Origin of the sequence: Bradyrhizobium sp. in8p8 (assembly GCF_000426845.1) — a bacterium.
Classification (GTDB): Bacteria; Pseudomonadota; Alphaproteobacteria; order Rhizobiales; family Xanthobacteraceae; genus Bradyrhizobium; species Bradyrhizobium japonicum_C.
The window spans coordinates 585167-608698 of the sequence record NZ_AUGD01000002.1; the positions used below are offsets into that span (position 1 = coordinate 585167).

Annotated in this window: 21 protein-coding genes; 7 read left to right on the forward strand and 14 right to left on the reverse strand. The window is 65.3% G+C overall.

Annotated elements, in window-relative coordinates; translation table 11 throughout:
- Positions 1 to 47: 47 nt before the first annotated feature.
- On the forward strand, positions 48 to 773 hold the full coding sequence (locus K408_RS0108290; RefSeq protein WP_024338141.1) for a sulfite exporter TauE/SafE family protein: 726 nt from the start codon (positions 48 to 50) through the stop codon (positions 771 to 773).
- A gap of 10 nt (positions 774 to 783) precedes the next feature.
- On the opposite strand, the gene K408_RS0108295 is transcribed toward K408_RS0108290, so the two are convergent.
- Together K408_RS0108295 and K408_RS0108300 are read right to left on the reverse strand one after the other, a co-directional pair.
- Positions 784 to 2853, reverse strand: coding sequence for a putative bifunctional diguanylate cyclase/phosphodiesterase (locus tag K408_RS0108295; protein ID WP_024338142.1), 2070 nt, complete (start codon positions 2851 to 2853; stop codon positions 784 to 786).
- Positions 2853 to 4001: an ABC transporter substrate-binding protein gene (locus K408_RS0108300; protein ID WP_029673992.1), complete on the reverse strand. Its 1149-nt coding sequence runs from the start codon at positions 3999 to 4001 to the stop codon at positions 2853 to 2855. Before K408_RS0108300 ends, K408_RS0108295 begins: the two co-directional genes overlap by 1 nt.
- 193 nt (positions 4002 to 4194) lie before the next feature.
- Here K408_RS0108300 and radA point away from each other — a divergent pair, with 193 nt between their 5' ends.
- The 5 genes from radA (at position 4195) to K408_RS0108325 (ending at position 10389) form a co-directional block, all read left to right on the forward strand.
- The gene (radA, locus tag K408_RS0108305; protein ID WP_024338144.1) at positions 4195 to 5640 is read left to right on the forward strand and encodes a DNA repair protein RadA; all 1446 of its coding nucleotides are present in this window, start codon (positions 4195 to 4197) and stop codon (positions 5638 to 5640) included.
- Between the two features lie 169 nt (positions 5641 to 5809).
- Entirely contained in the window at positions 5810 to 6439 is a 630-nt protein-coding gene (locus K408_RS0108310; RefSeq protein ID WP_024338145.1) for a CvpA family protein, read from the forward strand.
- Positions 6440 to 6467: 28 nt separating this feature from the next.
- Positions 6468 to 7991 carry an amidophosphoribosyltransferase gene (purF, locus tag K408_RS0108315; RefSeq protein WP_024338146.1) on the forward strand — a complete coding sequence of 508 codons (1524 nt, stop codon included), beginning with the start codon at positions 6468 to 6470 and terminating at the stop codon, positions 7989 to 7991.
- Positions 7992 to 8139: 148 nt separating this feature from the next.
- On the forward strand, positions 8140 to 8880 hold the full coding sequence (locus K408_RS0108320) for an SDR family NAD(P)-dependent oxidoreductase (RefSeq protein WP_024338147.1): 741 nt from the start codon (positions 8140 to 8142) through the stop codon (positions 8878 to 8880).
- A 282-nt stretch (positions 8881 to 9162) separates the two neighbouring features.
- Complete coding sequence (locus K408_RS0108325) at positions 9163 to 10389, forward strand: ABC transporter substrate-binding protein (protein ID WP_024338148.1); 1227 nt, start codon at positions 9163 to 9165, stop codon at positions 10387 to 10389.
- Between the two features lie 116 nt (positions 10390 to 10505).
- Here K408_RS0108325 and K408_RS0108330 read toward each other — a convergent pair whose 3' ends face one another.
- The 8 genes from K408_RS0108330 to K408_RS0108365 form a co-directional block, all read right to left on the reverse strand.
- On the reverse strand, positions 10506 to 11759 hold the full coding sequence (locus K408_RS0108330; RefSeq protein ID WP_024338149.1) for a TCR/Tet family MFS transporter: 1254 nt from the start codon (positions 11757 to 11759) through the stop codon (positions 10506 to 10508).
- Positions 11756 to 13138, reverse strand: coding sequence for a ribosome biogenesis GTPase Der (gene der / locus K408_RS0108335; protein ID WP_024338150.1), 1383 nt, complete (start codon positions 13136 to 13138; stop codon positions 11756 to 11758). Before der ends, K408_RS0108330 begins: the two co-directional genes overlap by 4 nt.
- A gap of 49 nt (positions 13139 to 13187) precedes the next feature.
- Positions 13188 to 13715, reverse strand: coding sequence for a hypothetical protein (locus K408_RS0108340; protein ID WP_024338151.1), 528 nt, complete (start codon positions 13713 to 13715; stop codon positions 13188 to 13190).
- A 42-nt stretch (positions 13716 to 13757) separates the two neighbouring features.
- Positions 13758 to 14411, reverse strand: coding sequence for a tetratricopeptide repeat protein (locus K408_RS0108345; RefSeq protein ID WP_024338152.1), 654 nt, complete (start codon positions 14409 to 14411; stop codon positions 13758 to 13760).
- Positions 14412 to 14579: 168 nt separating this feature from the next.
- Positions 14580 to 16172, reverse strand: coding sequence for a class I adenylate-forming enzyme family protein (locus K408_RS0108350; RefSeq protein WP_024338153.1), 1593 nt, complete (start codon positions 16170 to 16172; stop codon positions 14580 to 14582).
- A 73-nt stretch (positions 16173 to 16245) separates the two neighbouring features.
- Positions 16246 to 16830 carry an NnrU family protein gene (locus K408_RS0108355; RefSeq protein ID WP_024338154.1) on the reverse strand — a complete coding sequence of 195 codons (585 nt, stop codon included), beginning with the start codon at positions 16828 to 16830 and terminating at the stop codon, positions 16246 to 16248.
- Between the two features lie 197 nt (positions 16831 to 17027).
- Complete coding sequence (locus tag K408_RS0108360; RefSeq protein ID WP_024338155.1) at positions 17028 to 17606, reverse strand: UCP034077 family protein; 579 nt, start codon at positions 17604 to 17606, stop codon at positions 17028 to 17030.
- A gap of 100 nt (positions 17607 to 17706) precedes the next feature.
- Positions 17707 to 19329, reverse strand: a complete 1623-nt coding sequence (locus K408_RS0108365; RefSeq protein ID WP_024338156.1) for a peptide chain release factor 3 — start codon at positions 19327 to 19329, stop codon at positions 17707 to 17709.
- A 157-nt stretch (positions 19330 to 19486) separates the two neighbouring features.
- Between K408_RS0108365 and sugE the strand changes: the two genes are divergently transcribed.
- On the forward strand, positions 19487 to 19801 hold the full coding sequence (sugE, locus tag K408_RS0108370; RefSeq protein ID WP_024338157.1) for a quaternary ammonium compound efflux SMR transporter SugE: 315 nt from the start codon (positions 19487 to 19489) through the stop codon (positions 19799 to 19801).
- On the opposite strand, the gene K408_RS0108375 is transcribed toward sugE, so the two are convergent.
- The 4 genes from K408_RS0108375 to K408_RS0108390 all read right to left on the reverse strand — a co-directional run bounded on the left by K408_RS0108375 (position 19794) and on the right by K408_RS0108390 (position 23532).
- Positions 19794 to 20798, reverse strand: a complete 1005-nt coding sequence (locus tag K408_RS0108375; RefSeq protein ID WP_024338158.1) for an inorganic phosphate transporter — start codon at positions 20796 to 20798, stop codon at positions 19794 to 19796. The genes sugE and K408_RS0108375 overlap by 8 nt on opposite strands.
- 99 nt (positions 20799 to 20897) lie before the next feature.
- Positions 20898 to 21542 carry a DUF47 domain-containing protein gene (locus tag K408_RS0108380; protein WP_024338159.1) on the reverse strand — a complete coding sequence of 215 codons (645 nt, stop codon included), beginning with the start codon at positions 21540 to 21542 and terminating at the stop codon, positions 20898 to 20900.
- A 156-nt stretch (positions 21543 to 21698) separates the two neighbouring features.
- Complete coding sequence (locus K408_RS0108385; protein ID WP_024338160.1) at positions 21699 to 22667, reverse strand: branched-chain amino acid ABC transporter permease; 969 nt, start codon at positions 22665 to 22667, stop codon at positions 21699 to 21701.
- A gap of 1 nt (position 22668) precedes the next feature.
- Positions 22669 to 23532 (reverse strand): branched-chain amino acid ABC transporter permease, encoded by an 864-nt coding sequence (locus K408_RS0108390; RefSeq protein WP_008551982.1) that lies wholly within the window; start codon positions 23530 to 23532, stop codon positions 22669 to 22671.

Sequence of the window (23532 nt, forward strand, 5' to 3'; positions counted from 1 at the left end):
TCCAGTTGTTGCCGGGGGCTAAACTCTCCCGATTCGTGGAGAATGTATTGGCCTTTCTCTTCGTCCTCAGCGTCGGCCTCGTCGCCGGTACCGTTTCAGGCATCGTCGGCACCGGCTCGTCGATCATGCTGATGCCGGTGCTTGTCTATGCCTACGGGCCGAAGGAGGCCGTGCCGATCATGGCGGTGGCCTCCGTCATGGCAAATTTCTCGCGAATTCTGGCGTGGTGGCGCGAAGTCGACTGGCGAGCCTGCGCAGCCTATTCGATCACGGGCATTCCGGCGGCCGCGCTCGGCGCGCGGACATTGCTGGCACTGCCCTCGCACGTCGTCGATCTCGCCATCGGGACCTTCCTGATCGCAATGGTGCCGGTGCGGCACTGGCTGGCGCGGCATGACCTCAAGGCCGGCCTCTGGCATCTGCTCATCGGCGGCGCAGTCATCGGCTATCTCACCGGAATCGTGGTCTCGACCGGCCCGCTCAGCGTGCCGCTGTTCCTGTTCTACGGCCTGTCCAAAGGCGCCTTCCTCGCCACCGAAGCGGCCTCCTCGCTCGGCCTCTATTTCGCCAAATCGGTCACCTTCGAGCGCTTCGGCGCGCTGACCGGCGACGTGTTCATGAAGGGCCTGATCGCGGGCTCCTCGCTGATGTCAGGTGCCTTCATCGCGAAACGCTTCGTGCTGCATCTGAAGCCGGACGTGTTCCGCCTGGTGATGGACGCGATCATGATCGCAGCCGGGCTCTCGATGCTCTGGAATGCGGCCCTGCCGTAGTCGCGTGCGCTCAGGCCGCGAATTCCGGCGCGATCGACGGGCTCTCGGCAAGGACGCAGCTCGCCTCCGCCGCCTGCCTGTCGAGCCATTGCAGCACGGCTTCGAGCGGCTGCGGCCGCTGATAGAGGAAGCCCTGTCCGAATCTGACGCCCATCTCGCGCATGGCCTCGGCCTGCTCGGGGCGCTCGATGCCTTCGACGACCAGAGTCAGCCCCAGCGTGCCGGCGAGCGAAGCGATGACCCCGACGATGGCCTTGTCTTCGGCGCTGTCGGGAATTTCCCGGACAAAGGCCTTGTCGATCTTGACCTTGTCCAGCGGGAAGCGCCTGAGATGAGCGAGCGAGCTGTAGCCGGTGCCGAAATCGTCGAGCGCGATCGTGGCGCCCAGGCGCCGCAGGCGATGCAGCGTTTCGGAGGCGCTGGCCATGTTGTTGATCAGCGATCCCTCGGTGATCTCGAGTTCGAGCGACGAGGCCGAAACATCGAAGCGGGCGCAGGTCGCGCCCAGCTCGGCGGCGAGCGAATGGTCGGCAAGCTCGGACGGCGGCAAGTTGATCGCGATCCGGATCTGCGGCTTGCCCGCAGCGGCCAACCGCTGCAAGGCCCAGCAGGCATCGGTCAGCACGTAGCGCGTCAGCCGCGCATTGTTGCCGCTGCGCTCGATCAGCGGCAAGAATTCGCCGGGGCCGATTACGCCGTGTTCAGGATGGCGCCAGCGGATCAGCGCTTCCAGACCGACGATCTCATGAGTTCGGAGATCGACCTGGCTCTGGTACCAGACCTCGAACTGCCGCTCGGCGAAGCCGGCGGGAATGGCAAGCTCGAGATCCCTGCGGCGGCGATAGTCACGCTGAAGCGCCTCGTCCAGCACGGCGACCGTGCCGGGCGCTTTGCTCTTGGCATGATAGAGCGCGATGTCGGCGAGCGTCGGCAGATGCGACAATTCCGGATCGTCGGCGCGGCGCACGGCAAGGCCGATGCTGGCACGCGGCACGACCTGCTTGTCGTGGAGGCGGATCGGCTCGGAAATGGCGTTCAGCACCCGCTGCGCGAATGCGTGCGCCGACGCTTCGTTGCTGACCTCGGGACGAATGACGACGAATTCGTCGCCGCCGAGCCGCGCAACCCAGTCCTCCGCTTCGACCTCGTTGCGAAGACGCTCCGAAATCTGAACCAGGAACTTGTCGCCGGCCTCGTGGCCGAAGGTATCGTTGATGCCCTTGAAGTCGTCGAGATCGATGAAGCAGAACGCGACCAGCGTATCCGGCGAGCCTCCGTTCCGGCTTGCCACGGCCAGGCGCTCGGTCAGCGAGCGCCGGTTCGGCAGTCCGGTGAGCGGGTCGTGCGTCGCCATGTGTCCGAGCCGGTCCAGCGCGCCTGACGTCGTGTGCTGCATGGCGTTGAAGGCCCGCGCGAGCTGACCGAATTCGTTCGATGACGTGACGTCCGCCGGATAGGCCCGTCCGTCATCCTTGCTGCGCTGGATCGCCGACATCATGGCGGCCAGCGGCCTGCCGATGAAGATGTTGGCGGAGATCCGCATGGCAATCAGGGTCGCAAACGTTGCGAGCAGGCCGACGACCAGCAGCAGCAACAGGCGGCTGCCCGCATCGGCGTAAAGCGTCGCACGGGAATAGGCGATCGAGATGCGGCCGGCCTGAACGGCCATGTTGCCGTTGCTGTAGTGGATCGGGCGCGAGACCTCCGCGACCGCCTGGCCTTCGGGCCGCGCGATCGCGCGGGCAATCGCGGCACCGGTATCGTCATAGACCGCCGCAGCCGCAATGGTCTCGTCGTGCAGGATTTCGTTGAGTACGCCCGTGACCTGATCGTAGCGCATCTTCCAGAGCGGCTCGGCGATCAGCGCGGCCCGGCTCTCGGCGAGGCGGGCCATGCGGGCATCGATCTGCCTGAGCTGCGACCAGAAGCTCGATGCCTCGACGCCGGCGGAGGCGAGCAGTTGCACCAGCAGCAGGACGGGCACGGTCGCCCAGATCATCGCGTGGACGACCGAGCGCAAGCGCGGCGTCCCCGCCTGCTCGCTGCAATCCGGATCGGTCATCGCCTCATCCTTTCGCATCAGTTCGCCGCGCCTTCCGGAAGCGGCAGCGACGAGATGAGCGCATCAAGGGAGAAGTCGTATTGACCGCAGCGTCCGGGCTTGGCCTGGAAGCGCGTAAAGTCGATCCGCTCGAACGCACGCGTCCTGACGAGATCGCCGACGGAAGCGAGATTGTCGCGCGTGATCGCGGATGTCTTGACCTCGACACGAGGGGAAACGGCCGCGAAATCGCAGCCATCGGCATAGTCGCGCAGGAGAACAATCGACCAGCCGCCGAGCAGGAAATGCCCGCCGTCGGTCAAAAGCAGGCGACCCGCCTTGACCTCGCGCAGCGCCTCATCTGACCAGTTGAGGCCCACCACCTGGATGTTCCGGCCGGGCACGAGGCCGGCAGCGGTCACCGCGCGCAGTGCGCCGAGCGCCATCGGATCGTTTCCCGCCCATATGCCGGCAGGCCGGATCTCCTTGCGAGAAGCCCAGCCGAGGTAATTTGCCGTGACCCGCTCGGCCTCGGACTGCGTCCAATTGGCGAACAGCAACCGGTCCACCACGACGTCAGGCGCGGCATCCACGGCCAGCTTGAGGCCGGCGTTGCGGGCGATCGAGGCGGGCGTGATCTCGTCGCCGCCGATGCCGAGAATGTGGATCTTGCCGTCGGAGCTCTGCCATTTCTCGGCACGCGCCGCCGCGATCAGGGCGTTGGCCATGCGCGCGCCCGCAGTCCGAAGATCGGTCGTGATGTCGCCGAGCCAGGTCTTGAGCTTCTGGCGCGGCGGCCCAAGACGCGCCGCATCCTCGCCGATCAGCGTGTTCGAAAGCAGCAGCGTCTTGACGCCCGCAGCCTCGGCCGCCTCCAGGATCGGAACGGCGGCAGACTCCTCGTTCGACAGGATGAGGAAATCGGGCTTGTCGGGACGCGCCACCACGCCGAGGCCAAGCTCCTGCATGGTGCGGTAATTCCGCTGGCTGGTCAGCACCTCGACGCGCGCATCGAGCTTGCGGCCCGCAGCCTGCATGGTCTGCGCGACCATGTCCCAATAGACCTCGCCCGTCTTGCCGGGATTGACGAACACGATGTCGAGGGGCTTGGCAAGGCTGCGTCCAGCCGATGCGAAAACGCCACAGACCATGCCCGCAGCGAGCAACACGCGCAGGAATCTTGTCATTTCTCTTCCGCCCCCGATGGTTCCGAGAGTGGACCCGCGACCGCTAACACTTTGCAAAGCCCAGCGATCACAGCGGCACAGAGCTAATGAAAAGTATATCGGACGTGCCGGATTGAGATAATCGAAGCGCCGGCGATCCGGGGCCGCCATTCCGTGCTATCAGCAAATCCGCAATCCGCGACTCGTAGTCCCCATGGCCAAATCCACCCTCTCCTTCGTCTGCCAGAACTGCGGCGCGGCCTATAACCGCTGGCAGGGCAAGTGCGAATCCTGCGGCGAGTGGAATACGCTCGCGGAAGAAGACACCAGCGGCAGCGTGCCGGTGTCGATCCGCTCCAAGCGCAAGGGCCGGACCTTCGCGCTGGAGAGCCTTTCCGGAAAGAGCCCGGATGCGCCGCGCCTGTCCTCCGGCATGACCGAGCTCGACCGCGTCACCGGTGGCGGCTTCGTCCGCGGCTCCGTGCTTCTGGTCGGCGGCGATCCGGGCATCGGCAAGTCGACGCTGCTGACGCAGGCGACCAGCCTGCTGGCGCGTGCCGGCCACCGCGTCGTCTACATTTCCGGCGAAGAAGCCGTCGCCCAGGTGCGCCTGCGCGCCGAGCGGCTCGGGCTGTCGGATGCGCCGGTCCAGCTCGCCGCGGAGACTTCGGTCGAGGACATCGTCTCGACCCTGTCTGAGGGCGCGGTGCCCCGGCTGATCGTGATCGACTCGATCCAGACCATGTGGACCGATACCGTGGAATCGGCGCCCGGCACCGTGACGCAGGTGCGCGCCTCGGCGCAGGCGCTGATCCGCTTTGCCAAGAAGACGGGCGCGGCCATCATCCTCGTCGGCCACGTCACCAAGGACGGCCAGATCGCCGGCCCCCGCGTGGTCGAGCACATGGTCGACGCCGTGATGTCGTTCGAGGGCGAAGGCTCGCAGCAATTCCGCATCCTGCGCGCCGTCAAGAACCGTTTCGGCCCGACCGACGAGATCGGCGTATTCGAGATGACGGGCCTCGGTCTGCGCGAGGTCACCAACCCCTCCGAGTTGTTCCTGTCCGAGCGCGATCTCGGCACGCCCGGCACCGCAGTCTTTGCGGGAATCGAGGGCACGAGGCCCGTTCTGGTCGAATTACAGGCGCTGGTGGCGCCGACCTCGCTCGGCACGCCGCGCCGGGCCGTGGTTGGCTGGGACCCGAGCCGGCTGTCGATGGTGCTGGCGGTGCTGGAGGCGCATTGCGGGGTCAAGCTGTCCGGGCACGATGTTTATCTCAACGTTGCGGGCGGCCTGCGCATCCAAGAGCCGGCGGCTGATCTCGCCGCCGCCGCCGCACTGGTGTCGTCGTTGGTTAATGCGCAGTTGCCGACCGATGCCGTCTATTTCGGCGAGATCTCGCTGTCCGGCGTGATCCGCCCGGTGGCGCAGACCCCGGCCCGGCTGAAGGAAGCGGCGAAACTGGGCTTCCAGCGCGCCGTGCTGCCCGAATCAGCCCGCGGCGAGAGCGGCGGCGATGCGGGATTGTCGCTCAATGCGGTCAACAGCCTGACGACATTGGTGGCCGAGATCGCCGCCCGCGGCTCCCGCAGCGGCGAATCGAACGCGCCGGCAGAGAAAAATGCCACACCGGCAAGATTCCGCCGTGGAGAGGGCTAGGCGGAGGTGACGACGGAAGCCGCCGCCGCTATACAGCCGTCACAAAAGCAGCATGGGATTGCGTGGTTGCGGCCTTGCCGGGAACGCCGTCTGCCCCTCTTTTAGGGCAGCGGCCAAGCACCGATTCGGCTAGAGCACCTTTGAGAGTACCAGCGGACCCGACCAGCCGATGCCAGTAACCATCCTCGACCTGATCCTGCTCGGTGTGATGCTGATCTCAGGCCTGCTCGCCATGGTGCGCGGCTTCATGCGGGAAATCCTGTCGATCGCGGCCTGGGGCGCCGCCGCGATCGTCACGCTTTACTCGTTCTCGAAGCTGCTGCCGACCGCCAAGGCCTATTTCAACAACGACACGGTCGCCAGCGTGGTCGTGGTCGCGGGCGTGTTCATCGGCACCCTTGTCGTGGTGTCCGTGATCACGGTGCGGATCTCCGACATGATCCTGGATTCGCGCATCGGTGCGCTGGACCGCACACTTGGCTTCCTGTTCGGCCTGGCTCGCGGGCTTTTGATCGTCGTGGTCGCCTTCCTGTTCTTCACCTGGCTGGTGCCGGACAAGCAGCGCCCGGACTGGGTCACCGGGGCCAAGTCCCGCGTCGTGCTCCAAGGAACCGGGGATTGGCTGATGGCCCTCTTGCCTGACGACCCCGAGAACACCATCTTGAAGAGATTCAAGAAAAACAAACCAGATGATGATCAAGCTGAATCCGAGCAGCAGCCTTCGGGCAGTGGCGACGGGTACAGCAAGTCTGCTCGTGACGGCATGAAGAAGCTGATCGAGAAACCTGCGGCGCGTTGATAGAGCCCTAAAGAGAGGCGCGGACGAGATGCGACACCCTGACCAGGACGCCCAACTTGATCTCGATCCAAACGCCGGTCCGGGTCCGGCCCCGCTGGAGGTTCAGGACGATCTGGAAGGCGATACGCTGCGCGAGGAATGCGGCGTCTTCGGCATCTACGGCCATCCCGACGCCGCTGCCATCACCGCGCTCGGCCTCCACGCCCTCCAGCACCGTGGCCAGGAAGCCGCCGGCATCGTCTCCTACGACGGCAGCCGCTTTCATTCGGAACGCCGCCTCGGTCTCGTCGGCGACACCTTCTCCCGCCGCGAGGTGATCGACCGCCTGCCCGGCAATGTTGCGGTCGGCCATGTCCGCTATTCCACCACCGGCGCCACCATCCTGCGCAACGTGCAGCCTCTGTTCGCCGAGCTCAATGCCGGTGGCCTCGCGGTCGCCCATAACGGCAACCTCACCAACGGCCTGACGCTGCGCCGCGAGCTCGTGAAGCACGGCGCGATGATGCAGTCGACCACCGACACCGAGGTGATCCTGCATCTGGTCGCGCGCTCCAAGCGCGCCCGCTTCATCGAGCGCTATATCGACGCGCTGCGCGAGATCGAAGGCGCCTACGCGCTGGTCTCGCTGACCAACAAGAAGCTGGTCGGCGCGCGCGATCCGCGCGGCATCCGCCCGCTCGTGCTGGGCGAACTCGACGGCTGCCCGATCCTGACCTCCGAGACCTGCGCACTCGACATCATCGGCGCGCGCTTCGTGCGCGACATCGAGCCGGGCGAAGTCATCGTGTTCGACGAGAACGGCCAGGACATCCACAAGCCGTTCCCGCCGATGGCTCCGCGCCCCTGCATCTTCGAATACATCTACTTCTCCCGCCCCGACTCCATCGTCCACGGCCGCTCGGTCTACGAGGTGCGCAAGGCCTTCGGTGCGCAGCTTGCGCGCGAGAGCCACGTGCCGATCGACGTCGTCGTCCCGGTGCCGGATTCCGGCGTGCCGGCGGCAGTCGGCTACAGCCAGTATTCCGGCGTGCCGTTCGAGCTCGGCATCATCCGCAACCACTATGTCGGACGCACCTTCATCCAGCCGACCCAGGCGATCCGCGAATCCGGCGTGCGCATGAAGCACTCGGCCAACCGCGCCGCGATCGAAGGCAAGCGCATCATCCTGATCGACGATTCCCTGGTGCGCGGCACCACCTCGAAGAAGATCGTGCGCATGATGCGCGATGCCGGCGCCACAGAAGTCCATTTCCGGCTCGCCTCGCCGCCGATCCTCTATCCCGATTATTACGGCATCGACCTGCCCGACCGCGGCGGCCTCCTGGCGGCGACGCATTCGCTGGAGGAGATGCGCGAGATCATCGGCGCGGACTCGCTGGCGTTCCTGTCGATCGACGGCATGTACCGCGCCATGGGAGAGCCCGGCCGCGACCCGGCCAACCCGAAATTCTCGGATCATTGCTTCACCGGGGCGTATCCGACCCACCTCACCGACCAGACCCAGACCGAGCCGCAGCCGCGGCAACTGTCGCTGCTGGCCGAGGCGAGCTGACGCGAACGGCGTCATCCCGGGGCGATGCCAAGCATCGAACCGGGAATCCAGATGTCGTCTTCGGATCCGGTTCGGTCCTCACGGACCGCCCCGGAATGACAGGGATCATGGGGCTTGTCCCGGCCATCCACGCCTGTAAAACCCCGCCATGACCAAGCCCCTCGCCAACCGCATCGCTCTCGTCACCGGCGCCTCGCGCGGCATCGGCTATGCCACCGCAATTGCGCTGGCCAAGGCCGGCGCGCATATCGTTGCAACGGCCCGCACGCAAGGAGGGCTCGAAGAGCTCGACGACGAGATCCGGAAGGACGGCGGCAGCGCCACCCTGGTGCCACTCAACCTCACCGATTCCGACGGCATCGCGCGATTGGGCGCCGGCCTGCATGAGCGCTACCGCAAGCTCGACATCCTCGTCGGCAATGCCGGCGTGCTCGGCCCCTCCTCGCCGATCGGCCATATCGAGCTGAAGACCTTCAACGACGTGATGGCGGTCAACGTCTCCGCGAACTTCCAGCTGATCCGCTGCATGGAGCCGCTGCTGAAGCAGTCTGACGCGGGGCGCGCCGTCTTCATTACCTCCGGCGCCGCCAACAAGGCCACCGCCTATGTCAGCCCCTATGCCGCGTCCAAGGCCGCGCTGGAAACGCTGGCCCGCGCCTGGGCGCAGGAGACCGCCAACTCGAAGCTGCGCGTCAACCTGTTCAACCCCGGCCCGGTCCGCACCCGTATGCGCGCGACCCTGATGCCGGGCGAGGATCCGGAGACGCTCGACACGCCCGAGCAGGTGGCCGAATTCATCGTGCCGATGTGCGCGCCAGACTGGACCGAAACCGGCAGATTCTACGATTACAAGACCCGCACCTTGATGAGCTTCCGCGCACCGGCCTGATCGATCGCGTCCCTCCCGAGCGCCAATCGAGGCGAAGGGTAACGACTATACCGCCGGGCCGATATCGGAAAGCGCGCAGCCAGAGACTCAAGCCGAGATCGGAGGCGCCGAAATAGCGACTCAACGCATTTTGCCCAATAGTTAACCGACAGATGACGCTACGACGCAGCATCATCCGGCTTTAGGTGCATTGCCGCCGGCTGTGGGACAGGCTAGAGCGATCAACCGGAACAAGGCTCCGCAAGAGAGCCGTCCGCATATTTGACAATGGAGGAAGCTTTTATGACGACGACGTTCGCACGCCGCTCCGCGGCCCTTCTGGCCTGTGCCGCTTTCGGTCTTGCCACATCCGCCTACGCCCAGGACAAGACCATCAAGATCGGCGTGCTCAACGACATGTCGAGCCTCTATGCCGACATCGGCGGCCCGAATTCGGTCGTGGCCATCAAGATGGCGGTCGAGGATTCCGGCCTGCTCAAGAAGGGCTGGAAGATCGACGTCATCAGTGGCGACCATCAGAACAAGCCCGACGTCGGCGTCAACATTGCCCGGCAGTGGATCGACAACGAGAAGGTCGACGCAATTGCGGACACGCCGAACTCCGGCGTCGCCCTTGCGGTCAGCAACCTCGTCAAGGAAAAGAACGCGGTGCTGCTGAATTCCGGCGCCGCCTCCGCCGACCTGACCGGCAAGGCCTGCACGCCGAACACGATCTCGTTCACTTACGATACCTACATGCTGGCCAACGGCACCGGTAAGGCGCTGACCAAGGCGGGCGGCGATACCTGGTTCTTCCTCACTTCCGACTATGCCTTCGGCCACGCACTGGAGCGCGACACCTCGGCGGTCGTGACAGCCAACGGCGGCAAGGTGCTCGGCAGCGTCAAGCATCCGATCAACACCGCGGACTTCTCGTCCTTCCTGCTGCAGGCGCAGTCTTCGAAGGCCAAGGTGGTCGGCCTTGCCAACGCCGGCGGCGACACCACGAACTCGATCAAGCAGGCGGCCGAATTCGGCATCGTCTCCGCCGGCCAGAAGCTCGCCGCGCTGCTGCTGTTCATCAACGACGTGCACTCGCTGGGCCTGAAGACCGCCCAGGGCCTGACCTTCACCGAATCCTTTTACTGGGACATGAACGATCAGACCCGCGCCTGGTCGAAGCGCTTCTCGGCGCTTGCCAGCAAGAACGCGATGCCCTCGATGACCCAGGCCGGCAATTACGCCATGGTGCTGCATTATCTCAAGGCGATGGAAGCGCTCGGCGGCAATCCCCATGACGGCGCCAAGGTCGTCGCCAAGATGAAGGAGTTGCCGACCGACGATCCCCTGTTCGGCAAGGGCCCGCTGCGCGCCGACGGCCGCCGCCTCATCCCGGCCTATCTGTTCGAGGTGAAGAAGCCCGAGGAGTCGAAGGGACCGTGGGATTATTACAAGCAGATCGCCACGATCGCCCCGGAAGACGCGGCCAAGCCGCTCAAGGACAGCGATTGCCCGCTGGTGAAGAAGTAATCGCGTAGCACTCGCGCACCCTTCAACGACGTCATGCCCGGGCTCGTCCCGGGCATTCACGTTGGGGCCAAAGAAAAGAACGTGGATGGCCGGGACAAGCCCGCCATGGCGAACATTCAAGCGTTCTTCGTCGCACCCAGCGTCCGCACCGCAATCGCCACGCACACCACCATCAGCGCCGCTGCAAGCAGGAACGGCGCGCCGGGCAGATGCAGCGGCGCGCCGGCGCCGATGAAATAGGAAAACGTCAGCGTGAACAGGAACGGGCCGACCAGCTGCGACACGCTCTGCACGCTCGCCGTCGCGCCCTGCAGCTGGCCCTGCTGATGGGGCGCAACCAGCCGCGTCATCAGCGATTGCGAGGCCGCGCCGGAGATGCCCCACAGCGACAGCACGGGAATGCCGAGCCAGGACAACGGTCCGGTCGGTGCTGCGCCCAGGATCACGAAACCGAGCGCGCCGCAGCACAGGCCGAGCAGGAGCGCGTTGCGCTCGCCGAGCACGCGCACGATCGGGCCGATCGCGAGCCCCTGCACCACCATGGCGCAGATGCCGACCATCGCGAGCGTCAATCCAACCGTCCTGGAATCCCAACCGTAGCGATAGGTCGCGTAGAGGACAAAGGTCGACGGCAGCACGACATGGGCGACCTGAGCAATGAAGTTGACGATCGACAACGCCGCCAGCGCCGCGTTGGATCGCAGCAGATGCAGCGCCCCGACCGGATTGGCACTTCGCCAGCGAAACGGCGCGCGCTTGTCGGGCGCAAGCGACTCCGGCAGGACGAAGAGTCCATAGAGCGCATTGGCGAAGCTCAGGGCCGCCGAGGCCCAGAACGGCAGGCGCGGATCGACGTCGCCAAGCAGACCGCCGAGCGCCGGCCCCAGGATGAAGCCGGCGCCGAAGGCCGCACCAATCCTGCCGAAGACCGCCGCGCGCCGCTCCGGCGGAGTGACGTCCGAGATATAAGCAAATGCCGTGGAGATGCTGGCCGAAGTAATTCCGGAGATCACACGGCCGATGAACAGCCAGACCAGCGAAGGGGCGAACGCCATCAGCACGTAGTCGGCCGCAAGCCCGAAATTCGACAGCAGCACCACCGGCCGACGCCCGAAGCGATCCGACAGCGCGCCGAGCAGCGGCGAGAACACGAACTGCATCAAAGCCCAGGCGGTGCCGAACAAGCCGAAGAGGCGGGCCGCGTGCGCGGTATCGTTGTCGACGAAGCTCTCGATCAGCTTCGGCAGGATCGGCATGATCACGCCCAGCGCGAGCATGTCGAGCAGGATGGTGACGAAGATGAAGGCGACCACACCGCGCCGGGCCGGCGCAGCACTTGCCGCCACCGCCTCGCCGGCGCCATCGCTCACGACGGCCGCTTGCGCTTGTGCGCGAAAGGATTGGCCTTCTCGCGCAGGGTGATGCGCACCGGCGTGCCCGGCAGATCGAAGGTCTCGCGCATGGAGTTGGTGAGGTAGCGCAAGTAAGACTGGGGCACCGCATCGGCACGCGAGCAGAACAGCACGAAGCTCGGCGGGCGCGCCTTGTTCTGGGTGATGTAGTTCAGCTTCAGCCTGCGGCCGGACACCGCCGGAGGCGGATTGGCCTGGATCGCCTGCTCGAACCAGCGATTGAGCGCGGCCGTCGGCACGCGTCTGTTCCAGACCGCATAGGCATCCTGGATCGCCTGCATCAGGCGGTCGATGCCCTCGCCCATCAGGCCCGACACGGCAACGATCGGCACGCCCTTGAGCTGCGGCAGCCAATGGTCGGCATCACGGCGCAGGCTCGAGATCGCGCCGCCGCCCTTGGTCTCCATCAGGTCCCATTTGTTCACGGCGAGCACCACGGCGCGGCCCTCGCGCTCGATCAGATCGGCGATGCGCAGGTCCTGCTCCTCGAAGCGGTTCTGCGTGTCCATCATCAGCACGACGACCTCGGCAAAGCGCACCGCGCGTAGCGCGTCCGCGACAGAGAGCTTTTCCAGCTTCTCCTCGATCCGCGAGCGCCGGCGCAGGCCCGCGGTGTCGAACACGCGGAAGTCGCGGCCCCTCCAGTTGACCTCGACCGCGATGGAATCGCGCGTGGTGCCGGCCTCAGGGCTCGTCAGCAGGCGCTCCTCGCCGAGCAGGTGATTGATCAGCGTCGACTTGCCGGCGTTGGGCCGGCCGACGATGGCGACCCGGATCGGGCGCGTCGCCGCCTCTTCCTCGGAGATCGGCGCGTCGTCTTCATCGTCGTTCTCTTCGACCGGCTCAGGCATAAGCTTGGCCAGCGCGTCATAGAGTTCGCCCATGCCCTCGCCGTGCTCGGCAGAGATCTGGATGGGATCGCCGAGGCCGAGCGCGAACGCCTCCATCGCACCGGCATCGCCATGCTTGCCTTCGCTCTTGTTGGCGATCAGCAGCACCGGCTTGTTGGCCTTGCGCGCGAAATCGGCGAAGGCGCGATCGGTGGGCGTAAGACCGATGCGGGCATCGATGACGAAGAACAGCGCGTCGGCCTGCCCGATCGCGGTCTCGGTCTGCTCCTGCATGCGCGCGGTGAGCGAACCCTTGACGCCCTCGTCGAGGCCGGCGGTGTCGATGATGGTGAACTCGAGGTCGCCGAGCCTGGCCTCGCCCTCGCGGCGGTCGCGGGTGACGCCGGGCAGGTCATCGACAAGCGCGAGCTTCTGCCCAACCAGGCGGTTGAACAGCGTCGACTTGCCGACATTGGGCCGGCCGATGATGGCGATCGTGAAGGACATCGGTCATTCGTGCGCTGCCGGGGCTGCGCCTGTCAATGCAGTGAAAAGATCAGCGCGAGAAGCTGCCGCTCGGCAGCGGCGCCGGGAAGACGCTCTGCGTTTGCTGCTGCGGGGGCTGGGCGGGTTGCGCCTGCTGGACGGGCTGGTCCGGCGGCGGCGCGGTGGTGCGCCTGCGGACGATCTTGTGCTTGGGCGGCGGAGCGGCCGTGGGCGGCGCGGCCTCCGGCTGGGCCTCGCCGTCGATTTCGCCGGCGGGCGCTTCGGCAGCGGCCGGTTGTCGCGATTTCGCAGCCTTGGCGCCTTGGGCCGGCTCCGGCGGGGGCTCCGCGGGCAGAGCGGCGACGGCAGGCGCGTTCGGATCCGGCTGCTGCTGCGCGCCCTTGTACAGCTCTCTCGGCACGCCCTGCTCGAGCCCCGGCACGCCCTCCGGGAAGACCGGCTTGCGGTCGCCCGGCAGCTTCTTCTTGGTGTCGAGGAAGTCGAGCATATCGCTTGGATCGAAGCTGGAGCAGCCGCCGAGGACGCCCGTGAAGGCGATCAGGACGGCGGCGGCGATCAAGCGTGGCGTACGGCGCATCTTGTGTCCCGTCTCGAATCGGAGGTCCGTCGTCAGCTCTTGTCAGCTCTTGGCAACGGGCGGCAGCAGGGCCTGCAGCGCCTCGGCGCGCGAGCGCAGGCCTGGCGGCGTTTCGCCGTCCTCGCCGATCGCGTCGAGCCATTTGCGGGCTGCGGTCATGTCATTGTTGCGCCAGGCGGACAGAGCCAGCATCTCGCGGGCGCTGTGGCGGAAAGTCGATTTGGGCGCGGCGGAGCCCTCCAGCCGCTGCTGCATGTCGGCGTAGCTCGCGCTGTCGAGCACGAGACCCGCGGCGCGGATCTTCGCCAGATCCTGCCACTCGCCGCCGATGCTGCGGTCAGCGGCAATGTCGTCGTACATCTTCGCGGCGGCTTGGGGATCGCGGTTCGCGGCCTCGGCGGCAGCGCGCAACCGTGCCAGGGTGCGATAGCCGGACGGAGCCTTGGCGGCGAGCTCGGTGAAGGCCTTCTCGGCGTCGGCGTGCTTGTCCTGCTCGGACAGCTCGACGGCCTTCTCGAAGGCGGCGCCGGCCTCTGCGGCCTTCTTGGCCTCCAGATATTGGTAGCCGCGCCAGCCACCGACGGCGGCCACGACCAGCACCATCAGGGCGATGAAGTAGATCGAATACTTGTCCCACAGCTTCTTGAGCTGTTCGCGACGTAGTTCCTCGTCGACTTCATTAAATAATTCAGACACTTATGCTAATCCCATGCCCGTCCGGATGCGTGCGCGAAGGCGTTCGCGTCAGGAATCCCGTCCCCACGTGGCGGCGAGGTACCCTAACGATATGGCGGTGGCAAGGCAAAGCCAGCCCGATCAAGGCGTTAACCACCCGGGAGGCAGGCCCGGAGAACTCCGTCCGCCTCAGCTTCCGAGCAGCTCCCGCAGCTGCCGCTTCAGCACTTTGCCATTGGCGTTGCGCGGCAGCGGCTCGGTCGTGATCGCCAGGGTTTCGGGAACCTTGTAGTCGGACAGCCGCTCCGCGCACCAGGTCCGCAAGTCCGTGTCAGCCACCGGCATGCGTGTCACGACCACGGCGTGGACGCGCTCGCCGAGGACCGGGCAGGCCTTAGCCACAATCGCGCTCTCAACCACGGCGGGGTGGCCCGCCAGCACGGACTCGACCTCGGCAGAGTAGATCTTCAGGCCGCCGCGATTGATCATGTCCTTCTGCCGGTCGAACACGCGGACAAACCCCTCCGCATCGACCGAGCCGAGATCGCCCGAGTGCCAGAATCCGCCAGTGAAGCTTTCGACAGTGGCCTTCGCATTGTTCCAGTAGCCCTTGATGACGGAGGCGCTCTGGATCCAGAGCTCGCCGATCTCGCCAGGCGGCAGCTCGCGCCCATCAGGCCCCATCGCGACAATGCGTGCACCAGGACACGGCAGACCGACGCTGTCGATATGGCTCTCGGTCAGTTCGCCCGGCATGATCGTGGATGGCGACGTCGTCTCGGTCGCGCCGTAGCAGTTCATCAGCTTGAGGCCGGGGATCTTCGCCTTGAGCTTCTCGATGGTCGCGACCGGCATCGGCGCGCCGCCGAAGCCGCCGATGCGCCAGCTCGAGAGGTCGTAGCCGTCGAAATCCGGGTGGAGCAGGCAGAGATTGTACATCGCCGGCACCATCACCGTGTAGGTGACGCGTTCACGCGCGGCGAGCTTGAGGTAATCGGAAGCCTTGAATTCCGGCATGATGATCAAAGCGCCGCCGCAGCGGACCATCGTCGTGATGTTGGCGACGACACCGGTGACATGGCCGAGCGGCACGGCCGCGATCGAACGATCGGCCTGCGTCAATTGCAGGCATGACACGAAGACCATCGAGGAATGAACGATGTTGCAATGGGCCAGCATCGCGCCTTTCGGCTTGCCCGTGGTGCCCGAGGTATAGAGGATCATCGCGGTGTCCTCTTCGTTCACTTCGACCGGCGCGGGCGCCGGTGCATTGTCGGCAAGGACGGCGAAGCGAGATCCGGCGGGATCGTCATCGACGGCGATGCGGTGGATTACAGCAGGCACGTCCTGAGCATCGGGCAGCCGCTCGGCGAGCGCCGCCTCGTGAATCAGGATTTTCGCGCCGCAATCAGCCAGGACATAAGCGATCTCCGGCTTCTGCTGGCGCGTGCTGAGCAGCACGGTGACCAGCCCTTCATGCGCGGCGGCGAACAGCAGCAGCGGAAACTCGATGCGATTGCCGAGCAGGATGGCGACACGGTCGCCGCGCTGGAGGCCGAGCCTGCGAAATCCGGCAGCGATGCGCGCTGACTGCTCAACGGCCTGCTGCCAGCTCAGGCGGACATTGGCGCAGATCAGCGCCTCGCCATCAGCATTGCGATCGCGCGCCTCCGCGATCATCGCCCAGACGCTCGCAGGCCGATCCGAAAATGCCGGCACCACCCGATCGCCAAAGCGCGCCTCGAGACGCATCGGCGGGATCTGAGATTGCGACCAATCCATCGAAGGGCCCTCGGCTTGTTGCTCTTGTCAGCTTCCGCGCATGGACAGCCGGGTTGCGTCTTGTGCTGACCGGCTAGACCCCGATCACGGGAACGCCGATCACGACCGGATGGAACGCGAAGGCCAGTGCGAGATAGGCCACGATGCCTACCGCGACCGCGATCAGATCGTTGCTGACGCCGCCGACCGGTATCGGCGGCGCGCCGCTGTCGGCGCGATGCTTGAGGGTGATGCGATCAAACACCGCCCAGCCCAGGAACGAGCCGAACAGGATGATGGAGCCGAGATCGCCATTGGCGAGCAGGTGCGCGGCGGCCCATAGCTTGATCCCGGCCAGCATCGGGTGCTTCAACGTCGCATAGATGCGGCCGCGCAAGTAAGAGGCCACCACCAGGATGACTGCGGGCAGCATCAAGGCGAGCGTGATGTGCTTCATCGCCTTCGGCGGATACCAGACGTCGATCCATCCGGTGGCGCGATAGTGGGCATAACCCCAGATGATCAACGCGAGCCCCGCAAGAGAGATGAGCGAATAGAGGATCTTGTAGGTCCCCTCGCCCAGCCTTGCGATCGCCTGCGCACGCGCCTCACGTTTCGTCGTGAAAACATGGATGCCGAAGAACAGCACCAGCCCCAGGATCATGACCAGCAGACCCACGACATCCTCCCCGCAAAGCAGCCCCCCGGCCCTGAGGTATCATCGATTGGCTGCCGCTCGCAACTCTCAGGCCCTCATGGTGAGGAGCGCGCCCTTGCGCGCGTCTCGAATCATGCAGGCCCGGCTGCCGCAGCAACGGGGGCTTTCATCCTTCGAGACGCGCGTGGAGAACGCGCTCCTCAGGATGAGGGATAGCGCTAGTGTCCGAGCTTCCGATTATCAACATAGCGGATCGCGATCGGCCGCCCGGCCAGCGCACCGCCGAGACCGCTGGTGAATTTCAGCGGCAGGCAGGCGTTCAGCGATGCATTGATGGCATCAAGATAGATCGTGCGGGTGGCGGCCGGCACGCCCGCTGTCGCAAAGGTCAATCGCGGGGGGCCGACCAAGCCGCCCACCTTGTTGAAGCTGAATCGCACCGCCATCTGCATGCCCTCCCGCGCATTGTCCGCCGGCGGCGACCAGCAGCTGCGCAGCTCGGCGAAGAGGTCGCCGATGGTGTCGAGATCGTGATCCGGTTTCCGGTACTTGACGCGGTCGGCCTCGGACGGAACGCTCTGAATGGTGAGCTGGAGGTTCTGGCCGTAGGGATAGCCGATCTCGGGGATGCAGGGGCCGGACTCGAGCGGGCTGCAATAGGACGGCGTGCAGGGCCGGCCATCGAGCACGCTGCACGGTTCATGCGCGAACGGGATCGGATTGATCTGGCGACGCTGCGCGTCCGCTGCGATCGTTGAGATCGTCAGCAACAGAAAAACAACGATGCCACGCCACATGGAATGAGCTCGCAATGCCACGAGAAGAAGTGGCATTGCCCATGAATACGTCAACCCCGCGTGCATTCACATGCTCGCGCGTGAAGGGGCGTGTTGCGCCCTACCCCTTCTTCTTGACGTCCTTCACGTTGCTGAACTCGATGCCCTCCGCGCGCTCCTTGGTGTAGCCAAGATAGAACTCATTCCGTGCCAGATACACGGGATCGCCATCGACGTCGTCGGCGATGCTGGAGGTGTTGGCGGCGATGAAGGTGTCGAGCTTCTTGCGGTCCTCGGAGGAGACCCAGCGCGCCAGCTGGAACTCGCTGACCTCGAACTCGACCGGCAGCGAATATTCGGCCTCGAGACGCGCCTTCAGCACATCGAGCTGCAGCGCACCGACCACTCCGACAAGCGCCGGCGCGCCGTCGCGTGGGCGGAACACCTGTACCACGCCCTCTTCCGACATCTGCTGGAGCGCTTCCTTCAGCTTCTTCGCCTTCATCGCGTCGGTGAGCCGTACGCGGCGGACAATTTCCGGAGCGAAGCTCGGCACGCCGACGAAGTTGAAATCCTCGCCTTCCGTCAGCGTATCGCCGATGCGCAGCGTGCCGTGATTGGGGATGCCGACGACGTCGCCGGCGAAGGCCTCGTCCGCCACCGAGCGGTCCTGCGCGAAGAAGAATTGCGGGCTCGACAGCGGCATGCTCTTGCCGGTGCGCACGAGCTTGGCCTTCATGCCGCGGCTGAGCTTGCCGGAGCAGAGCCGTGCGAAGGCGATGCGGTCGCGGTGGTTCGGATCCATGTTGGCCTGGATCTTGAACACGAAAGCGCTCATGCGCGGATCGGTGGCCTCGACCTTGCGCTGGTCGCTGTCCTGAGCGCGCGGTTCGGGTGCGAACCTGCCAAGGCCCTCCAGGAGGTCGCCAACGCCGAAATTGCGCAGCGCGCTGCCGAAATAGACCGGCGTCAGATGGCCCTCGCGGAACGCCTCGAGCTCGAACGGCTTTGACGCCTCGGTGACGAGCTCGAGCTCGTCCTTTACCGCGGAGACATCGAGATTGGCGCTGAGCTTGGCGAGCTCTTCGATCGCGATCTGCTGTGCCGCGCCGGTCTTGGCGCCGCCGCCTTCCAGCAGCCGCACGCCACCATTGATCACGTCGTAGGTGCCGAGGAAGTCGCGACCGCGACCGACCGGCCAGGTCATCGGCGTGGTGTCGAGCGCCAGCGTCTTCTCGATCTCGTCGAGCAGCTCGAACACGTCGCGGCTCTCGCGGTCCATCTTGTTGATAAAGGTGATGATCGGAATGTCGCGCAGACGGCACACCTCGAACAGCTTGCGGGTGCGCGCCTCGATGCCCTTGGCGGCGTCGATCACCATCACGGCGGAATCCACGGCTGTCAGCGTGCGATAGGTGTCCTCCGAAAAGTCCTCGTGGCCCGGCGTGTCCAAGAGGTTGAAGACGAGGCCCTCGAACTCGAAGGTCATCACCGAGGTCACCACGGAGATGCCGCGCTCGCGCTCGATCTTCATCCAGTCAGAGCGGGTGTTGCGCCGCTCGCCCTTGGCCTTGACCTGACCGGCCAGATTGATCGCGCCGCCGAAAAGCAGCAGCTTTTCGGTCAGCGTGGTCTTGCCGGCGTCAGGATGCGAGATGATCGCAAAGGTGCGCCGCCGCGCCACTTCGGCGGCAAGCGGGGAACGGGCCGGCGATTCGGCTGTAGGGGTGGCGATGTCGGACATGGCGGGAGCGTGTGGCAGGGAAAGCGGGCCTGATCAAGCCTCATGTGGTGATTGCGGAGGCTTCCGGCCAGCCCCATATCGGCTTTCGGGAAGGACGGCCTTCCCCTTTCTCAGCACCTCGCCGCGGGGACGACCCTGCCTTGATTGGAGGGTCGTCATGGCCTGGAGCATCCTGTTCGTCGCCGGTCTCCTCGAGATCGTCTGGGCGATCGGCCTGAAATATACCGAGGGCTTCACCCGGCTTGTTCCGTCCGTGATCACGCTGGCGGCGATGGCCGGGAGCGTCATTCTGCTCGGGCTTGCGCTCAGGTCCCTGCCCGTGGGAACCGCTTACGCGGTCTGGACCGGCATCGGCGCGGTCGGCACCGCGGCGCTCGGGATCTTTCTGTTCGGCGAGCCGGCTAGCGCGCTCCGGCTTGCCAGCATCGGCCTGATCGTTGCCGGCATCATCGGGCTGAAGCTCGTCACTTGACGAGCTGGACCACCCACCAGGTCAGCGCGGCCACGATGGCCGAGGCCGGGATCGTGATCACCCAGGCATAGACGATCGAGCTTGCGACGTTCCAGCGCACCGCCGAGACGCGGCGCGCAGCGCCGACGCCGACGATGGCGCCGGTGATGGTATGGGTGGTCGAGACGGGAACGCCGAGATAGGTCGCCATGAACAGGGTTGCCGCGCCGCCCGTCTCGGCGCAAAAGCCCTGCATCGGCGTCAATTTGGTGATGCGCAGGCCCATGGTGCGGACGATCCGCCAGCCGCCCATCAGCGTGCCCAGCGCCATCGCCGCCTGGCAGGACAGCACCACCCAGAACGGCACCGAGAACTCGCTGCCGAGATGGCCCTGCGAATACAGCAGCACCGCGATGATGCCCATGGTCTTCTGCGCGTCGTTGCCGCCATGGCCGAGCGAATAGAGCGAGGCGGACGCGAACTGCAGGATACGAAAGGCGCGGTCGACCGCGAACGGCGTCGAGCGCACCGACGCCCAGGACACGACCGCCACCAGCAACATCGCGAGCAGGAAACCGACCAGCGGCGACAGCACGATCGCCAGGACCGTCTTGGACAGGCCGCTCCAGACCGCGGCCGAGATCCCCGCCTTGGCCATGCCGCCGCCGACGAGCCCGCCGATCAATGCGTGCGACGATGAGGACGGGATACCGAGCGCCCAGGTCACGAGATTCCAGACGATGGCCCCGACCAGCGCCGCGAAAATCACCTGGGCATCGACGACCGCGGGATCGATGATGCCGGTGCCAATGGTCTGGGCGACGTGCAGTCCGAACACCAGAAAAGCGATGAAATTGAAGAAGGCGGCCCAGAACACGGCGAATTGCGGCCGCAGCACGCGTGTCGAGACGATGGTCGCGATCGAATTGGCGGCGTCGTGGAGGCCGTTCAGGAAGTCGAACAGCAGCGCGACGGCGATCAGGCCGACCAGGACAGGAAAAGCCAACGCGGCATCCACAGCGCGGCCCCCGCTCTAAGCTCTGCGCACGACCTCCGCGCGAACGCGTTCCGCGTTCGTCGCGAAGGAAGACCGCTGCACGCCTGTCCGGATCATGCGCTACACTTGCTCGATGACGATGCTGTTGATCTCGTTCGCGACATCATCGAAGCGATCGGCCACCTTCTCGAGATGATCGTAGATTTCGGCGCCGACGATGAAGTCCATCGCATTGCCTTCGCGATGCTTCAGAAAGAGCTCCTTGAGGCCGATGTCGTGGAGATCGTCGACCCGCCCCTCGAGCTTGCCGAGCTCTTCGGTGATGGCAGTCAGCATCGCGACGTTGGGTCCGATCGACTGCATCAGCGGCAGCGCACGTCCCACCAGATTGGCGCATTCGATCAGGAGCGCGCCGATCTCGCGCATGGGCGGCTCGAAGCTGCGAACCTCGAACAACATGACGGCCTTGGCCGTCTGCTGCATCTGGTCGATCGCATCGTCCAGCGAGGTGATGAGGTTCTTGATGTCGCCGCGGTCGAACGGCGTGATGAAGGTGCGCCGCACCGCTGTCAGCACCTCGCGAGTGATGTTGTCGGCCTCGTTCTCGAACTGGTTGACGCGCTGGCAATAAACCGGCGTCTCCTGCCCCCCGTTGAGCATACCCTGGAGCGCGATGGCCCCCTGGATCACCGTCTGGGCATGCCGGTCGAACAGGTCGAAGAACCGCTCTTCCCTGGGCAGGAACGCACGAAACCATCGCATCATCGAGGTAGGCTACCGGTTGGAAATGGCCAGGCCCCAAGGGGCCGTCACAAAACTGTCATAGACCATTTTCGATCCGCGCGCGTGTCATCTCACGCCCGCGGAGCCGGATCATCCACCGCTTTCACGCAGCAAGTAAATTGAACTGGAATCAATTACTTAGAGCGATCGTCGGAAGTAGTGCGCGATTTCGCCGACGACGCCGCGACGGAAGGTGAGCACGCAGGTCACGAAGATCACGCCCTGGATGACCGTCACCCACTGGCCGAAGCCCGCCAGATATTGCTGCATGGCGATGATGACGAAGGCGCCGACCACCGGACCAAAGATGGTGCCGAGACCGCCGACGAGCGTCATCAGGACGACCTCGCCCGACATCGACCAGTGCACGTCGGTGAGCGAGGCATTCTGCGCCACGAAGACTTTGAGCGCTCCGGCAAGGCCGGCCAGCGTACCCGACAGGACGAAGGCCAGGAACTTGTACTGGTCGGTGCGGTAGCCCAGCGAGATCGCGCGCGGCTCGTTCTCGCGGATGGCCTTCAGCACCTCGCCAAACGGCGAGTTGATGATGCGGAAGATCAGGAGGAAGCCGGCAAGGAAGCCGACCAGCACCACGTAATACAGCACCGTCGGCTGAGACAGATCGAGGAGGCCGAACATGCGCCCCTGCGGAATGCCCTGGATGCCGTCCTCGCCATGGGTGAACGGGGCCTGGAGATAGATGAAGTACAGGAGCTGCGACAGCGCCAGGGTGATCATCGAGAAATAGATGCCCTGGCGTCGGATCGAGATATAGCCGGTGACGATCGAGAGCACGAAAGCCGCCGCGACGCCGACGAGAATGCCGAGCTCCGGCGGCAGCGCCCACACTTTGAGCGCATGCGCGCTGCAATAGCCGGCCGTTCCCAGGAACATCGCATGGCCGAACGAGAGCAGGCCGCCATAGCCGATCAGCAGATTGAAGGCACAGGCGAGCAGCGCGAAGCACAGCGCCTGCATCACGAAGAACGGATAGACTCCCGTGAATGGGACCGCCGCAAGCAGCAGCGCCATCACCACGAACACCGTCATCTCGTCGCGCATCGCGCGCGGGGTTGCCGGCAGCGTGTCGTCCGTCAGGGTTGTCATCTCAGGCCGCCCTTCCCGTCAATCCCGTTGGCTTCACCAAGAGCACCAGCACCATCAGCACGAACACGACGGTGTTGGAGGCCTCGGGGTAAAAATACTTGGTCAGGCCCTCGATCACGCCGAGCGCGAAGCCGGTGATGATCGAGCCCATGATGGATCCCATGCCGCCGATCACGACCACCGCGAACACGACGATGATGAGGTCGGCGCCCATGAGCGGCCGCACCTGGTTGATCGGCGCCGAGAGCACGCCGGCCAGCGCGGCAAGGCCGACGCCAAGACCGTAGGTCAGTGTGATCATGCGCGGCACGTTGATGCCGAAGGCGCGAACCAGGGTGGGGTTTTCAGTGGCGGCGCGCAGATAAGCGCCGAGCTGCGTCTTCTCGATCAGGAACCAGGTGGCCAGACACACCACCAGCGAGAACACGACGACCCAGCCACGGTAGATCGGCAGGAACATGAAGCCGAGATTCATGCCGCCCTTGAGCTGGTCCGGAATCGCGTAAGGCAGGCCGGAGGAGCCGAAGTAGTTCTGGAACACGCCCTGAACGATCAGCGCGATGCCGAAGGTCAGCAGCAGCCCGTAGAGATGGTCGAGCCCGGTCAGCCATTGCAGCATGGTCCGCTCCAGGATCATGCCAAAGATGCCGACGATGATCGGCGCCAGCAGGAGCGCCCACCAATAGTTGATCCCGCCCAGGTTCAACAGGAAGTAGGCGACGAAGGCGCCCATCATGTAGAGCGCGCCATGGGCGAAGTTGATGATGTTGAGCATGCCGAAGATCACGGCGAGCCCGAGACTGAGCAGCGCGTAAAACGAGCCGTTGATCAGTCCCACCAGTAGCTGAGCGTATAGAGCCTGCAT